Here is a 14,620-nt window from a genome sequence, read left to right as displayed (position 1 = left end):
AAATGAACCCCACCGGGGATAGCAAGAACATCGAGAGATCTTCTGATGCGGTGATGACCGCATATACCGTGCACGAGTTCGGGCCGCCGAAGATCATCCGCGCGGAGGTGCTCGAGAAACCCTTACCGGGTCAAAACGAGATTCTCATCAAGGTCTTCGCGGCCGGTGTCGGCCCTTGGGACGGCTGGATCCGATCGGGCAAGAGCGCATTGCCGCAGCCCCTGCCCCTCACCTTAGGATCGGATCTTTCCGGCGTGGTCGAAGCCATCGGGCCTAACGTCACCAGCGTAAAACCGGGCGACGATGTCTACGGCGTCACCAATCCGCGTTTCATTGGTGCCTACGCCGAATATGCCATTGCGGCGGCAGGAATGGTTGCGCGGAAACCGACGACAATCGACCATGTCGAGGCTGCATCCGTTCCAGTGATTGCCGTCACGGCACGCCAGGCTTTGTTCCAGCATGGTAAGCTCAAGGCAGGCGATAGCGTGTTGATCCACGGCGCAGCAGGCAGCGTCGGTGCCTACGCCGTGCAGTTCGCCCGGAAGGCCAATCTGAATGTCATAGCGACAGCGGCCAGCGACGATGTGGACCGTGTGAAGGAGCTAGGCGCCGATAAGGTCGTCGATTACAAGCGGGAACGCTTCGAGGACAGCGTCAACAATGTGGACGCCGTCATCGATCTGGTTGGGGGCGACACTCAAACCAGATCCTTTGGTGTGCTGAAGCGCGGCGGCAAGCTGGTTTCGGCCGTTTCTCAACCTGATCAGGAACTTGCAAAGTCTGCCGGCGTCGAGGCGTTCTTCTTCCTTGTCGCCGTCAACACTGCGGACCTCGTCGACATCGCGGCTGCGATCGATAACGGAGAACTCCGTCAGAACGTCGGCTTGGTCCTTCGCCTCTCGGAGGCCGTTGCAGCGCATGAGATGCTCGAGGGCCAACGCCCGCGCCCAAAGGGAAAGATCATTCTCAAGGTTCGCGACTGAATTAAACGCCGGGCGGCTAAATACCCGCATGGATCCTTCGGACGAGTACGATAGCGGCGACGGCGATCGATGGAAGTTGTCTCCCTCTCGAAATGGGCTTCGACCGGGGTCAGGACGACATCCGACCGTTGCCGCCGGCGGCCAGCGAAGCAGTATCTGCGGCATCAGCCTGCGGAACAACATAACAATGGCCGCTGGAGGGGCCCTTTGAATTGCGTGATATTCCCGCGGCCGAAGTGTCCGATCTAGCTACAAATCGCAATCACCTTATTTTCCGGGAACGACGCGCGCACCCTGTCACCGCGGTTCAGGCTGATCGAGGGATGCGTGCGGGCGATCATATTGAGACCGCCGCTGATATCGATCGAATATTCAGCGACCTCCCCGAGGAAGACCTTGTTGCGCACGAAACCGTCGATGCAGTTGGGCACGGCATCTGCGGGCGCTCCTTCGGCTGTATGGAGCTGAACGTTTTCCGGACGGATGACGAAGGAGATCTGGTTGCCAGCCGGCATGCCTGAAGAAAACATGCACCTTATCGAACCGATCGACGTATCGACGGGCGCGATATCGCCTGCCCTCACCCGGCTCGCGAGCCGGCCTCTGAGGAGGTTGGTCCTGCCAATGAAATTTGCGACAAATTCCGATCGTGGCCTGTCATAGATGTCGAACGGCGTACCCATCTGTGCGATCATGCCGTTGTTGAGCACCGCGACGCGGTCGGACAGCGCCATCGCCTCGCTCTGGTCGTGGGTCACGTAGATTGTCGTCACGCCCCATTCACTCTGTAGCCGCTTGATTTCCGCGCGCATCTGTTCGCGAAGCAGCGCATCGAGATTGCTGAGCGGTTCGTCGAGCAGGAGGAGCTTCGGCTCGCGGACCAGTGCGCGGGCAAGTGCCAGACGCTGCTGCTGGCCACCGGACAGCTTCGTCGCCGATCGGTTGCGATATTCCGCCAGGCCGACCATTTCGAGCGACCGCATGACCCGAGTTTCGATGTCCTCGCGCGAAACATGGCCATTGCGACGCGTCCGCAGAGGATAGGCCGCATTTTCGAAGACGTTCATATGCGGCCAGATCGCATAGGACTGGAAGACCATGCCGATATCGCGTTCATACATCGGCAGCTGTATGTCCGAACGGCTGTCGAAGAGGTCGCGGCCGTCGAGCTGGATCTGCCCGCTTTCCGGATGTTCGAGGCCGGCGATCGAGCGAAGCGTCGTCGTCTTGCCGCAGCCGGACGGGCCAAGAAGGGTGAATAGCTCGCCTTCCTTGACGTCGAAGCTGACATTCGACACGCCGCCTTTTCGTTCCCCAGTTTCGTTGATGTATTGCTTTACGAGATTGGCAACTCTGAGCATGATTCCACCTCCCTGGAATTGGCTTAAGCGGCGACGATGCGATAGCGGCGCGCCACCAGATAGAAACATCCGCTGACGCAGGTCATCAGAGCGACCCAGACGGTGCCCATGGCGGCGAGCTCCGTCACTTGGCCGTTCTGCCAGAGATCGAACAGGCTGACGGAGACGAGCGAGCTTCCCGGCCCGACCAGCAGCAACGGCAGGGACATCGCCCGTACGGCCAGCAGGAAAACGAACAGCCAGCAGCTGATCATCGAGGCGGACAGCAGCGGGAAGACGATCTTGATGAAGGTCCGCATCTGCGGCGCGCCGGAGGCCGTCGAGGCTTCCTCAAGGTCCGAATGGATCTGCAATACGCCTGCATAGGCATAACGCATTCCATAAGGCAGGTAAGCGACGGTGGATGCCAGGATGACCGAGGTTAGCGTGCCGTAGAACGGAAAGGGAAGGTTGACGAACACTTGCAGGAAGGCGACGCCCATGACGATCGAGGGAAAGGTCAGCGGCGCGGTGGCAAGCTGGTCGAGAACCCAGGCGGCTGGCTTGCGCCGGGCCGCCAGCCAGGCGCAGAGAGCTGTAAAGGGAACGACGATGCTTGCGGTGACGACTCCAAGGCTCAGCGTATTGATAAGGGTCGAGCGCACAAGTCCCGGGCCGACGACGGTCGTGTAGTTTTTCAGCGTCCAATGCGAAAAGCTCGCCAGCGTGAAGGCGCCAAAGAAGGGCTTGAACGAGGCGAAGACGATGATGGCAAGCGGCAGGCCGATGACGAGGAGCAGGATGGCGACGAGCAAAAGTGTGCTGATATACCGGCTGCGACCGAGATGAATGACGCGCGGCCGATAGCCCTTGCCCGTAATCGTCTGGTAGCGGTGCGCATGCCGGGACAGCCGTCCATAGAAATAGAGAAGGCAGGCGAGGAAGGCGAAGAGACAGACTGAATAAGCGCCTGCCTGTCCGAAATTCGGCGGCGTCGTTGCCCGCGAGCTCTGGTAGATGCTCGTGGTCAAAACTTCGATGTTGCCTGCCAGGCCGACGATCGCCGGCACTTCGAAGGATTCGAAGGCGCGGATGAAGCTCAGCAGCAATAGGGCCAGTACGCCTGGCATGCCCATTCTGAGCGTGATCTTCCAGAAAGTCGCGACCGGCCCGGCGCCGCTCATCATCGATGCTTCCTCGAAGGCGGCATCCGTGGAGCGCAGGATCGCCGACATCATCAGGAATGTCAGCGGCACGAAGCCGACGCCTTCGATGAGGATCATGCCCGGCAGGGAATAGACGTCGAAGACCGGTGCGGAGGCGCCAAAAATTGCCTTCAGGATCTGGTTGAAGGGACCCGACTTGCCGAGGATCAGCAGCCAGGCGACCGTATAGAGCACATGCGGAATGGCAAGCGAGATGACGGCGCCGAGAAAGGCATATTTGCGGCCGGGCGTATCGGTCCGCTCCACGATGATCGCAAGAACGGTACCAAGCACGATACCGACGACCGCCGAGCCGAGTGAATAGATCGCCGTATGCAGCAGGCTACGCAGGAAATACGGGTTCTGGACGAGGTCGGCAAAGAACTGGAACGTGAACTGATCAAATGAAGCGTCGAAATTCGTCGTATAGAAACTGGAGGCGACCAGATAGGCGGCCGGCGGAACGATGACGATGAGCAGAATGGCAGCGAGGATCAATACAATGGGCGAGAAGGTGATCTTCTTCATTGTCGGCATCGTTGCTGCAGTGAGTTGGAGCGTTTTCATATCGCCTTGAACTTTCTCGATTATTGCCGGTCACGGAGGCCGCCACACAGGTGGCGGCCTCCTCGGATTATCGGAAATATTTCTGATAGAGTTCGTCGGATCGAATGCCGTCGTTGACGAGCGTTTCCGGGCGGACGAGGTTTTCGTCAAAGCCGGCCGCATGGGGCACGATCGCCTGCAGCATCTTGGACGGCAGCACCTTCGGATGGGCCGGGAAATAATCCGCACCGAGTAGGATCTTCTGGCCGTCTTCCGATAGCAGGAAATCGGTGAAGAGCGCCGCGCCATAGGGGTGGCGGATATTCTTCGGTATCAAAAGAGTTGCCGTCGTCGAGGCAACCGGGCTCATCAACTGCGATGCCACCGGTGCGCCGTCGGCGGCACTGATCAGCGGATGGTGACAGAAGATGTTGAGCGCCATCGCATATTCGCCGGCAATCACGCGATCGACCAGCGTGCGGGCACTGCCGGCGCCGAAGTTGACGATCTTCTCGCCGGAAAGCTTCTTCAGATAATCTTCCGCCTTATCCTCGCCCCAGGCGGACCGAAGATTGGTGATGAAGAGCGGCGTGCCGCTTTCACTACCGATGCGCCAGGCGATCTGGCCTTTCCATTTCGGATTGAGGAGATCGTCATAGCTCTTCGGCACATCTTCGGCCTTCACCATGTCGGTGTTGTAGGCCATGCAGTAGTAGCTGACACGCGTTGCGGCCCAGAGGTGATCGGGATCGCGGTAGGATTCCGGATATTGCTCCAGCATGGGCGAGCTGAAGGTCTGAACGACATTCGCCTTGATGAGATTTTCACTGACGCTCGTGCCTTCGACCACGTCGACCACCACGTTCTTGGCCCGCTCTTCGGCAAGGACGCGTTGCGCGATGTCTTCCGAGTCACCGCGCCAATAAGTGAGCGTCACAGACGGATATTTCTTCATGAAGGCATCGGCAAGCGGCTGCAGCGCCTGATCGACGATCATCGCCGAATAGACGACGAGCTCGCCTTCCTTTGCGGCACCGTCGGCCAGGATTTTTTCGCGGTCAGCTCCGGTATAGTGCAGAATTTCCTCCTGCGTTTGCGCCCATACCGGCGTTGCCAATCCCGCCGCGAGCGGGAGAATTGCAAGGACACTAACTAAATGCGTAATGCGACTCCGTCTGTTCATTATATTCCTCCCACGGACCTCTAGTGATGATGAGGGCGTCCGCTATCTTCACGCCCTTCCCCCGGCTGCGAACGAAAACGGGATTGAGATCGATCGCCTCGAACTGGCCGTCGGTTGCGGCCACGAAGTTCGAGAATGCGACGAGACAATCGATCAGGGCATCTCTGTCGAGCGGGGGAGCACCGCGGAAACCGTCAAGCTGGACGGCAACCTTGAGCCTGGCAACCATTTCCGTTGCCTGGTGGCGTGTAAGCGGAGCTAGACCGACGCTCGCATCCTTGAACACCTCGACCATCACACCGCCGCCTCCTACGACGACAAGAGGGCCGAACTGCTCGTCATACGTCATCCCGATAATGAACTCCGCGCCTTCATCAACCATTTCCTGCACGAGGATACCGTCGATGGCAGCTTCCGGACAGGCGGTTCTGGCACTCTTCAAGATCTTGGCTGACATAATTTCTGCATCCTCGGCGGTGGCGCCGAGATGGACGCCGCCGACATCCGATTTATGCGGGATGTCGCGCGACTGAACCTTGAGCGCGACCGGACCGCCAATCTTCTCGGCCAGCGTCTTTGCTTCCGCGATCGTGGCTGCGAGATATTCGCGCGTGACCGGAAGGCCGGCTTTGCCAAGGATCTCCTTGCTGTCGGCTTCGCTCAAAACGCCACGTGTGCTTGTCTTGCCGACTACGCTGGCGATTTTCGGCGGGCTCTCGGTAATGGGCATGCTGCCGCGGAAGGTAGCGTAGTCCGTGAGGTGGCGGATGGCACGCAGGCCGAGTTCGACGTCTTCCACCAGCGGCAGACCTTGTGCGCTCGCATAGCCGCGCCAATGCCCGGTCAGGCTGTTCGAGATGAAGGAGAGCACGAGCAGCGGCTTGCCGGCCGTCCTGGCCATATCGGCCATCCGGCCAACGAGCTTGTCATGATTTTCGGCGCCTTCCATTCGCATGCCGAGCACAAGGCCGATGACGTCGATCTCCGTATTGTCGAGCAGCGCGCCGACAACGCCTTCGATCGCGCCGTCGCGGCGCAGCCGCGGCATGCCGACCGTATCGAGAGGATTTCCGAAATGGCGCGATACGCCGAGTGCCTCGCCGACGCGCCGGTTCGTCTCATCGTCGATCCGGCCGAAATTCACGCCTGCGCGCTCCGCAAGATCGCTGATCAGCGAGGTGGCGCCACCGGAGACGGTGAGCAAGCAGACACGATCTCCCTTCGGCAAAGGTGCCGTTGCTAGAAGCGCAGCTGTCTCCACCAGCTCATCGAGGCTCATCACCGACGCGACGCCGTTTGCGCAAAACAGGGCTTCATAGGCTTCATGCTTGCCAGCAAGCGTGCCGGTATGCGCGAAGGTTGCCGCCTGCCCGGCAGCACTCTTTCCGAGCTTCAGGATGACCAGGGGCTTGATCCTGGAGGCCCGTTCGACAGCTGCACGGAAGCGCCGTCCATCCTTGGCGCCTTCCATGATGCAGGCGATCACGCTGGTCTTCGGATCATCGGCCAGGAAGTCGATATAATCCGCAAGATCGAGCACGGCCTGGTTGCCAATCGAAATCAGATAGTTCATTCCGACGCCGCGATTGGCGCTGAGCTCGGCGACGGCGTTGAGCAGGCCGCCGCTCTGGGAGACGAGCGATATGCCGCCGGCCCCCAGCTTTTCGGGGATATCAGCCATCGTCGTCGCAAAGCCATGGCCGAGGCTTGCAATTCCCATGCAGTTCGGCCCGGCAATCGCCATGCCCGAGGCCTTGGCGATCGCGACGAGGCGTTCCTGCCGCGCCTTGCCTTCAGCAGTGCCGTCATCGGCAAAGCCTTCGGAAACGATGAGAGCCGCGCGGATGCCGATCGATGCGGCTTCCTCCACGACCGCGAGCACGCTCTCCGCCGGGATGGAAATGACGATGCAGTCGGGGATACCGGGCAGCGCGTCGAGATTCGGCACGCACGGAACACCCGCAATTTCGGCGGCATTGGCGTTGACCGGCCAGATCTTGCCCCCGAACCCGGAGCGAAGCAGCGAATTCAGCATCTTGGTGCCGGCGCCGCCTTTCGCGGACACGCCGACAAAAGCGACGGAGCGAGGCGCAAGCAGGCTGCTGGTCGGAAGGGAATGGCTCTGGCCGATCATCGTCGCTCTTTCCTATTCACTCACGATACGGAATTTCGGGAGCGTAAAGCCCTGCGCCGGATGATCTTCATAGACGACCTCCACCGTCTGGCCGACATTGTGGATGTCGGTCGGCAGATTGTCGCCCAGGAGCTGGGAGCTGATCAGCGGCCCTTCGTCGAGTTCGATCAGAGCATAGGTATAGGGAATTTCCTCTTTGAAGCCCGGGTGGAACGCCCAGTGATGGATGTTGAAGGCAAAGATCTTGCCGCGCCCGGACGCCTCAGTCCATTCACAGTTTGCGGCGAAGGGCTCGTTATCGTGGTTTTGGCAGTAAGCCTTCGGCCAGTAAACCGCGCTGCACTGCTTGCACTTCCAGACGAGCAGTTTGTGCTCTTTCAGGCCATCCCAGAAGGGTTCATTGTCGTGGTCGATGCTCGGATAGGGCTTCTTCCATTCCAGATCGACGGTAAAGGATTCCAGCTTGACGTTCATGCGTGCCTCCCGAGCAGCGTGCAGGTGTGGATTGAGCACATGCCGGGCGAAACAAGCTCGCCGCCATGTCCGGTGGTCATGACGATGTCGCAGTCGTCGATCTGGCGCTCGCCGGCTTCGCCGCGAAGCTGCCGGACGGCCTCGGCAAGGCCTGTCAGATCGCCGAGATGGTAGCAGGAGAGCAGGCCGCCGCTCGTATTGACAGGGATCGAGCCGCCCGGCGCCATATGGCCGTCAGCGACGAACGCTCCGCCCTCGCCCTTCTTGCACCAGCCGTAATCTTCCAGCTGGAAGAGCACCTCTGCCGTGAAGCAGTCATAGAGCTGGGCGCAATCGATATCCGCGAGCGTGATGTCGGCCTGGCTAAAGGCCTGCTTCTTTGCCGGTTCGACAGCCATATGGGTGAAGTTCTTCTTCTCCCACCACAGGTCGGCGGAGACTTCGCCGAAGCCCTGGCCAAGCACATAGACAGGAGCCTTGGCGCAATCCTTGGCGCGGTCGGCGGTCGTCAGAATGAAGGAGATGCCGCCGTCCGAAACCTGGCTCAAGTCGAGCAGGTGATAGGGTTCCGCGACCAGCGGGGAGTTCTGGTGATCCTCGATCGTGATCGGACGGCCATGCATCTTGGCTTCCGGATTCATGCAGGCCCATTGGCGTTCGGCGACGGAAATAGCACCGAGCTGGGCGCTTGTCGTTCCGTAGACGGCCATGTGGCGGGCGGCCATCCAGCTATGATGGCTGACGGCGCGGGAATCGCCGAGCGGCTTGCCCCAGTAGCCACGCTTTTCGGTATGTGCCATGCCGCGGAACCCCTTCTTGCGGGTCTCTTGCGATTGCGACCAGTCGGTCACCGCGCCTGTCAGCACGACATAATCGGCAATGCCGCGGTCGAGATAGGACATGGCCGCCGCCATGCCGAGACCGGCCAGCGCACCGCCGCGTCCGCAGGTGAAATAGAAGTTGTTCTTGATACCGAGCACGCGGGTGAAGGCATCGGAGTAGCTAGCCCGGTCGCCGCCGCCGCCCGTGCGCCTCAGATCGATCGCGCCGCCGATATCGGTCCTCGTCAGCCCTGCGTCGGCGATCGCCAGCCTCGTCGCTTCGGCCGCGATCATGCGCTCGGAATGATCCGGCTGCTGGCCGGCAACGACGCCGAGACCGACGATCGCGTATTTCCCGGAAGATGCGTGTTTTCCCACCTCAGTCATCCTTTCGTCATCATCAATGCTTCGGAATCTTCTCTCGCCGCGTCTTCGGCGCGACCAGTATTGATCTTGCGGACGCCGCTTCCCGGACCGGGCGGGAGCCGCAATACGCCTTTCTCGACGGAGAGGCCGGTGAAGGGATCGCCAAGCAACCTCTCGAACTCGCCGAGCTCGCAGGCATAGTCTGCGCCGGGCATGGCGCAGGCGAGATGAATGGCGAAGGAGGAAAGCAGCCTGCTGCCCACCGCCGCTCCCATGCGGTAGCGGATACCGGCCTGCTCGCAGAGTGCGGCTGCCGCCAGCGTATTGCGGATGCCGCCGAGCTTCGGGATCTTCAGACTGACGGCATCAACGCGCCGGTTGCTGACCAGCTCGTAGATTTCGGCGAGAGAGCCTGCCGCTTCGTCGGCCTCGACGGCAATGGGAACCATCTTGGTCACGAGCGACAGGCCCTCGACATCCCCGGCAGGAACTGGCTGTTCGACGAGTTCGATCCCGTGATCGACCATCTGGAGGATGGCGCGTACCGCATCCTTCGGGGAATAGGATTGATTGGCATCGATGGTCAGATGCACGGTAGGCCCAACCTCGGCCCGGATCGCGGCGACACGCGCGACATCTTCCTCGACCTCTCCGTGCACCTTGATCTTCAGGTAGTGATAGCCTTCGTCGACCAGGCGCCGCGCCTGGACGGCCATCTGCTCCGGCGTCTTGATGGCGAGGATGCGCAAAATCGGCACCTCGTTTCTGATCTTGCCGCCAAGCAGGGTGATGAGCGGGATGCCGAGACTGCGTGCAAGAAGGTCATGCAAGGCGCAATCGACAGCCGCCTTGGCCTGTGGCGCACCGCGCAGCCGCCTGTCGAGGTGCTGCATGATCGCGCCGATCTCGTCGGCGCGGTTGCCGATCACCAAAGATCGAAAATGGTCGAGTTCGGCGACCAGCGTCGACTGAATCGATCCCATATGGGCCGTCGCCGAGGCATAACCGAAACCCTCTGCATCAGCCGTGGCGATGCGCAGGACGACCCCTTCCGTATTCGGATTGGCGCCGAGTGCGAATTTCCACTCCGGATCCTCCTTCTTCAGGATCACCGGCTCGATATCGAATGCTGTGATTTCCATGGAGAATGCTCTCGCTGCAGGTGGTTTCGGCAGAGCGGAATGTCAGACTGCCCCGGCCTGGCGGTTGATGGGAGCCACGCGTCGCCCGAGATAACTTGCCTCTGCCCCGTAGAGCAGGTCGCGCACGTCCGTTGCGGAAAGCAGCTTGATCAGTTGGTCCGTCTGACCGCTGAGCGGCAACACCAGCCCGCCGGCCTGAGCAAGGTCGAGGACAACGTCCATGTCCTTCTCCTGCCAGGTGAAGCGGGTTCCGTCCCAGCGCTCCAGGGTATTGTTATAACCAGGGCTCTTCAGCAGGACTTCGCGCATACGCTGGGCATCGACGCCATAGCGCTTGGCAAGCAGCAGGGCTTCGTAATTTCCGATGCAATGGATCCAGTGCAGCAGGTTGTTGCAGGCCTTAGCGAGCTGGCCGGAGCCAAGCTCGCCGACATGCAGCACATCGCGGCTGTAGCTCATCAGCACCGGGCGGGCCATCTCGACGTCCTCATCGCGGCCGCCGCAAAGCGACAGAAGCGTACCCTCGCGGGCGCCGTCGAGACCGTAGACAACAGGAGCGTCAATGAGGCGGACGCCATATCCGTCGCAATACTTGCCGAGTTCATGCATGGTGCCCGGATTGTTGGTCGCCGCAATCGCAATCACCGATCCCTTCTTGACGAGCGGGGCAAGCTCCTTCGTGACGCTGCTTGACTGGTTGTCGGTCGCAACGACTGCAACGAAGACATCGGCCATCGTCGCAAGATCGCCAAGATTCCTGGCCGACGTTATGCCCGCGGACGAAGCCGCGTCGAGACATTCCGCATTGAGATCGTAGGCCGCAACGGCAAAACCTGTCTTCAATACATGCGAGGCCATGGAGAGCCCCATCGCACCGACGCCTACGAATCCAACCCTGACCGACATCGCAATCCTCCCATCGCCCGCAACAGGCCAGCCGATATCGTCGGAGGCAGCGCAAGCGCCTCCTATGGCCGACCATGATCCGGCAAATAAAAAATGAAACCGGATCCTCTCCGGGAAAGCTCCTCCTTGACCGAGGCTGAGATCCCTTAACGCCGTCTCCTCACGGCATTGAAGAATGCTCGTCCCAAAAGGGCCTTTGCTTCGGCCTTCCCTTGCGGAACCTACTCCTTGACCGCCGGGAATGATGAAAGACTGCGATCCCGAAGTTCTAAAATCAAGAAGAATGATTTGATAGCGTTCAAGCTAAAAGTTATAACTCGGCGGCTGTCAAATCCAGTTTCTCAGGGAGGTGAAATATGGATCTGCGTTCGGTCAGCCGTTTTCTCGCAGTCGCGGAACTGGGCAGCCTCAACAAGGCTGCACAACGCCTGAACCTGTCCCAGCCGGCACTGTCGAAAAGCATCCAGATGCTGGAATATGCGCTTGGTGTGCCTCTGCTCGACCGCGGCCCCCGCGGGATCACCCTCACCTCATTCGGAGAGACGGTCTTCGACCATGCGCGGCGCATTGCAGCGGAAACCCGCAAGATGGAGAGCGATATCGAGGCGATCCGAACGCTCGGATCCGGAGAGATCAATGTCGGAGCGCCGCTTGGCCCCGATAGCCGCACGCTTGCCTTCGCCATTCTGCGCCTTGTGACCGAAGCGCGGTGCATCACCGTCAACATTGCCAACGGTACCCGCAGCGACTTGATTCGCCCCCTTTTGCTCGGCGATCTCGATTTCCTGATCGCGACGCTCTTCGATGCGGAAGACCTGCCGCGCGACATCGAGCAGCGCGAGCTTTATCTCGATTCGATGATCCTCGCGGTCCGCGCCGGCCATCCCCTGCTCGACGGCCATTCGGTCGAAGTCAGCGAATTGGCCAAGTATCCCTGGGTGGTCCTTACCGGCAATCGCGACCTCGAAGGCGCCTTGCGTAACCTCGTCGGTACCGACTTCAACCGGTCGCTGCTTAGGAGCGGTTCGCCGATGTTCGTCAAGAATGTGCTGCAGAGAAGCGAGTTTATCGGCTTGGTGCGCCAGGACGCAATTCGCCTGGAATTGAAGACCGGCTCGCTTGTCGAAGTGGATCTGTCGAACCATCTCGACATTCACAAGCTCGTTCCACCGCAAAAGGTGGGCCTGATCTTCAGATCGGACGTATCCATCCCCGTGGCAAGCCAGGCTCTGATCAAGGAGATCATTGCGGCCACACGCAGCGGCACTGATGATTTTGCGCCGACGTCGTCGGTTTGGTCAGTGGCCGAAAGCTGATCTCTCAAGCGTCCGGCTGTACTAATCCCGATGCCGGGCTGGAGTTGATACTTGCGGCAGTCAACGAATTCTCTGAGGACGCACCACAGCCAGTGCTTACGGCCGCCGATGGAAATCACCACTTCGCCGAGATGCCAGATGTCCGTCGCGAGGGCTTCTTGCGGCGCAGTTGCTTTGCGTAGCCCGGGCCGAATTTGCAGCCCCATCGGCGGATCGTTCATACGAGACGACAACCCACGCTCCAACAGTATTTCCTCGACAAGTCGCAGGCTGAGCGGAAATCGAAAATTGGTGTTCTTTGCCGCCTGATCATCCAGCGTCTCTCGGCTGTACCCCGTCAGCCGACAGATTATTTCATTACCTCCACCTTCGTGCGCCCGTTCTTCTCCGCTTTAGCGATATAGTGGGGATAGACGATCGCGACGCCGACTGAATATATGCGATGCATTGTCATGCAATCTCCTAGACGTTGAAGATATCCCCCGACCTAGGACAGCTCAGATCAAGGTCCAACGTATGCCGCTCTTTAAGGGATGCGAACCGACGGCTGCAAGACTGACCAAAGTAGCTCCGCGCTGTGCTTGGAGAAACGCAACTGAGTCACTCCTTCCTGGACGCGATGCGACCTGATCCATGAGCGGCTTTCTCAGAGAGATCGGCGCGGTTCGCTCTCCGGTTTGGATGAAGGCCTCGACCGGTATTCCCGGTACCGGCATCACGTTGATCTCGCCGGACGGCAGCACCGGGACCTGGCGCAACGGATTGACCATCTCGACCCGCTTGCGCGCCGCTTCGTCCTCCCACGTGACCGCCTCGATCACCTCGTGGGGAATTGCGAGAAGCGTCAGCATGGCCTCGATCGGAATTGAGCCCGATCCGACCGCGCCGAATATCTTGAGCATGGGCGCCTCCCAGCTAATCCTTCCCTCAAGCTCGCATCCGTCTGTGGCTGCGCGCTTTACGGGTCCAAGCCCTAGTCAGCTATCGTGCTAAGACTTGGCCTTGAGAATAACGTCTGACAATCTGATCTCGGAGTCTAGTCTGGATGGGAGATACCCAGTGCGGAGGCTATCATCGCTGCGGTTACCAGCATCAACAAATATTCATCAGCGGCCCGAATTGAGTGCTCGCTTCCACCCGCAACTCCCACTTCGTTCCAACGTCCCTGCGCGCTATCGGGATGAACGACTATCGCTACCAGACGATCGTCCCGCCCCCTTCGGACTGAAGTCAAAGCGTGGAACCGTTTCCTCTTCTCCTTCGTTGATCCTCCAACTAAAACGTGCGGAAAGAACAATGAAAAGCTTCTGATTGTCCACTGTGGTAGCCGCGCTGATGCCGGAGGCAACCCGTCTAAAACAAATCGGATCTTTGGAGATGAACATGAGAAAGCTCGTAATCGCAGCCGTCATTACTGCATTGACCGGTACCGCAGCTCCAACGCTCGCTGAGACCGTTTTTCGGGTTGGACCAAGCGGGGGTCTATGTCGGTCCCGGCTATCACGGCTACTCGCGGTACCACCCTCGTTATTATAGCGACCGTGACCGGGCGCAGAAGGCATCCTGCCGCACCAAGAGAGAGCAATATTATAGCGAACGCCAGGATAGATGGGTCACCAGGTCGACCCGCGTTTGCGACCGGTAGAACTGCTCGCCCGTTGCAGCGCGGTTGAAGGATCCGCCGCTGCGACGAATAGAATTGCGCTGTCGCCCTGTGACGACCGGGACGATGCGCTTTCCGGCATAAATGATGCCGAGGGCCCTACCTCCAATGCCGATCACCGTGCGCGCCGATGCCTTCCTCTTCCAACGCGTCACGTCTTCGGTCACCGGATGCCCCCTTAAGAGGGACGCCGTAAAGAGATGAACCGGCGCCCATCAGTTTTCCGACATTTCTGCAACGCTCGCTCTTGAAGGGACACGAACCGCAAGCCTATGAATTCGATTCCGGTGCATAACGAACAATTATGAACGAACGAGCCATTTGTTTTTGTTGCCGTTTCGGCGCTCAACCCTTTGGGTAACGCCCTCGTAACCCCGGACGACCGCAAATCGATGTTATGTTTATCGATTAATTTTGGCGCGCGAGGTCGCTTTAAAATAGCATCTTCGATGGTCGTGCACGGTCTAAAGAGCCGGAATCCAGTAAACTTGTCGGCGACGCCCATGCCTTACACGGTCCATATGATCGTCCCTCCCAC

Annotated in this window: 13 protein-coding genes and 1 pseudogene; 2 read left to right on the top strand and 12 right to left on the bottom strand. The window is 59.8% G+C overall.

Features of this window, described 5'->3' with window-relative positions; all coding sequences use genetic code 11:
* Positions 1 to 53: 53 nt before the first annotated feature.
* The gene (locus ACPYOI_RS13360) at positions 54 to 986 is read left to right on the top strand and encodes an NADP-dependent oxidoreductase (protein ID WP_481416820.1); all 933 of its coding nucleotides are present in this window, start codon (positions 54 to 56) and stop codon (positions 984 to 986) included.
* Between the two features lie 245 nt (positions 987 to 1,231).
* Here ACPYOI_RS13360 and ACPYOI_RS13355 read toward each other — a convergent pair whose 3' ends face one another.
* The 8 genes from ACPYOI_RS13355 to ACPYOI_RS13320 all read right to left on the bottom strand — a co-directional run bounded on the left by ACPYOI_RS13355 (position 1,232) and on the right by ACPYOI_RS13320 (position 11,103).
* On the bottom strand, positions 1,232 to 2,347 hold the full coding sequence (locus ACPYOI_RS13355) for an ABC transporter ATP-binding protein (protein ID WP_481416819.1): 1,116 nt from the start codon (positions 2,345 to 2,347) through the stop codon (positions 1,232 to 1,234).
* A 23-nt stretch (positions 2,348 to 2,370) separates the two neighbouring features.
* On the bottom strand, positions 2,371 to 4,059 hold the full coding sequence (locus tag ACPYOI_RS13350; protein WP_481416818.1) for an ABC transporter permease: 1,689 nt from the start codon (positions 4,057 to 4,059) through the stop codon (positions 2,371 to 2,373).
* A 106-nt stretch (positions 4,060 to 4,165) separates the two neighbouring features.
* Positions 4,166 to 5,260 (bottom strand): ABC transporter substrate-binding protein, encoded by a 1,095-nt coding sequence (locus ACPYOI_RS13345; RefSeq protein WP_481416817.1) that lies wholly within the window; start codon positions 5,258 to 5,260, stop codon positions 4,166 to 4,168.
* The gene (locus ACPYOI_RS13340; RefSeq protein ID WP_481416816.1) at positions 5,226 to 7,394 is read right to left on the bottom strand and encodes an acetate--CoA ligase family protein; all 2,169 of its coding nucleotides are present in this window, start codon (positions 7,392 to 7,394) and stop codon (positions 5,226 to 5,228) included. The genes ACPYOI_RS13345 and ACPYOI_RS13340 overlap by 35 nt, the downstream gene beginning before the upstream one ends.
* 12 nt (positions 7,395 to 7,406) lie before the next feature.
* Positions 7,407 to 7,868: a Zn-ribbon domain-containing OB-fold protein gene (locus tag ACPYOI_RS13335; protein WP_481416815.1), complete on the bottom strand. Its 462-nt coding sequence runs from the start codon at positions 7,866 to 7,868 to the stop codon at positions 7,407 to 7,409.
* Positions 7,865 to 9,067, bottom strand: coding sequence for a thiolase family protein (locus tag ACPYOI_RS13330; protein WP_481416814.1), 1,203 nt, complete (start codon positions 9,065 to 9,067; stop codon positions 7,865 to 7,867). Before ACPYOI_RS13330 ends, ACPYOI_RS13335 begins: the two co-directional genes overlap by 4 nt.
* A gap of 5 nt (positions 9,068 to 9,072) precedes the next feature.
* The gene (locus tag ACPYOI_RS13325) at positions 9,073 to 10,197 is read right to left on the bottom strand and encodes a mandelate racemase/muconate lactonizing enzyme family protein (protein WP_481422938.1); all 1,125 of its coding nucleotides are present in this window, start codon (positions 10,195 to 10,197) and stop codon (positions 9,073 to 9,075) included.
* 42 nt (positions 10,198 to 10,239) lie between these two features.
* Entirely contained in the window at positions 10,240 to 11,103 is an 864-nt protein-coding gene (locus tag ACPYOI_RS13320; protein ID WP_481416812.1) for an NAD(P)-dependent oxidoreductase, read from the bottom strand.
* A gap of 356 nt (positions 11,104 to 11,459) precedes the next feature.
* Between ACPYOI_RS13320 and ACPYOI_RS13315 the strand changes: the two genes are divergently transcribed.
* Positions 11,460 to 12,419 carry a LysR family transcriptional regulator gene (locus ACPYOI_RS13315; RefSeq protein WP_481416811.1) on the top strand — a complete coding sequence of 320 codons (960 nt, stop codon included), beginning with the start codon at positions 11,460 to 11,462 and terminating at the stop codon, positions 12,417 to 12,419.
* Positions 12,420 to 12,469: 50 nt separating this feature from the next.
* Here ACPYOI_RS13315 and ACPYOI_RS13310 read toward each other — a convergent pair.
* The 4 genes and pseudogenes from ACPYOI_RS13310 to ACPYOI_RS13295 form a co-directional block, all read right to left on the bottom strand.
* Positions 12,470 to 12,760, bottom strand: a pseudogene (locus ACPYOI_RS13310) (hypothetical protein); the annotation flags it as partial.
* 8 nt (positions 12,761 to 12,768) lie between these two features.
* A complete protein-coding gene (locus ACPYOI_RS13305) occupies positions 12,769 to 12,867 on the bottom strand; it encodes a DUF2200 family protein (protein WP_481416810.1) in 99 nt (32 codons plus the stop codon).
* A gap of 49 nt (positions 12,868 to 12,916) precedes the next feature.
* Positions 12,917 to 13,321, bottom strand: a complete 405-nt coding sequence (locus ACPYOI_RS13300) for a hypothetical protein (RefSeq protein ID WP_481422937.1) — start codon at positions 13,319 to 13,321, stop codon at positions 12,917 to 12,919.
* 685 nt (positions 13,322 to 14,006) lie between these two features.
* Positions 14,007 to 14,249, bottom strand: coding sequence for a hypothetical protein (locus ACPYOI_RS13295; protein ID WP_481416808.1), 243 nt, complete (start codon positions 14,247 to 14,249; stop codon positions 14,007 to 14,009).
* Positions 14,250 to 14,620 lie beyond the last annotated feature (371 nt).

This window comes from Rhizobium sp. SVR5-2C, from assembly GCF_056755115.1.
Note: the sequence above shows the minus strand (reverse complement) of the source record. Positions and strands in the feature narration are given on the sequence as shown.

Excerpts from the sequence above, each read along its gene's own strand:
- ACPYOI_RS13320 (WP_481416812.1), bottom strand. The coding sequence starts at position 11,103 with ATGTCGGTCAGGGTTGGATTCGTAGGCGTCGGTGCGATGGGGCTCTCC.
- ACPYOI_RS13360 (WP_481416820.1), top strand. The coding sequence starts at position 54 with ATGACCGCATATACCGTGCACGAGTTCGGGCCGCCGAAGATCATCCGC.
- ACPYOI_RS13345 (WP_481416817.1), bottom strand. The coding sequence starts at position 5,260 with ATGAACAGACGGAGTCGCATTACGCATTTAGTTAGTGTCCTTGCAATT.
- ACPYOI_RS13305 (WP_481416810.1), bottom strand. The coding sequence starts at position 12,867 with ATGCATCGCATATATTCAGTCGGCGTCGCGATCGTCTATCCCCACTAT.
- ACPYOI_RS13300 (WP_481422937.1), bottom strand. The coding sequence starts at position 13,321 with ATGCTCAAGATATTCGGCGCGGTCGGATCGGGCTCAATTCCGATCGAG.
- ACPYOI_RS13335 (WP_481416815.1), bottom strand. The coding sequence starts at position 7,868 with ATGAACGTCAAGCTGGAATCCTTTACCGTCGATCTGGAATGGAAGAAG.
- ACPYOI_RS13350 (WP_481416818.1), bottom strand. The coding sequence starts at position 4,059 with ATGAAGAAGATCACCTTCTCGCCCATTGTATTGATCCTCGCTGCCATT.
- ACPYOI_RS13340 (WP_481416816.1), bottom strand. The coding sequence starts at position 7,394 with ATGATCGGCCAGAGCCATTCCCTTCCGACCAGCAGCCTGCTTGCGCCT.
- ACPYOI_RS13355 (WP_481416819.1), bottom strand. The coding sequence starts at position 2,347 with ATGCTCAGAGTTGCCAATCTCGTAAAGCAATACATCAACGAAACTGGG.
- ACPYOI_RS13325 (WP_481422938.1), bottom strand. The coding sequence starts at position 10,197 with ATGGAAATCACAGCATTCGATATCGAGCCGGTGATCCTGAAGAAGGAG.
- ACPYOI_RS13315 (WP_481416811.1), top strand. The coding sequence starts at position 11,460 with ATGGATCTGCGTTCGGTCAGCCGTTTTCTCGCAGTCGCGGAACTGGGC.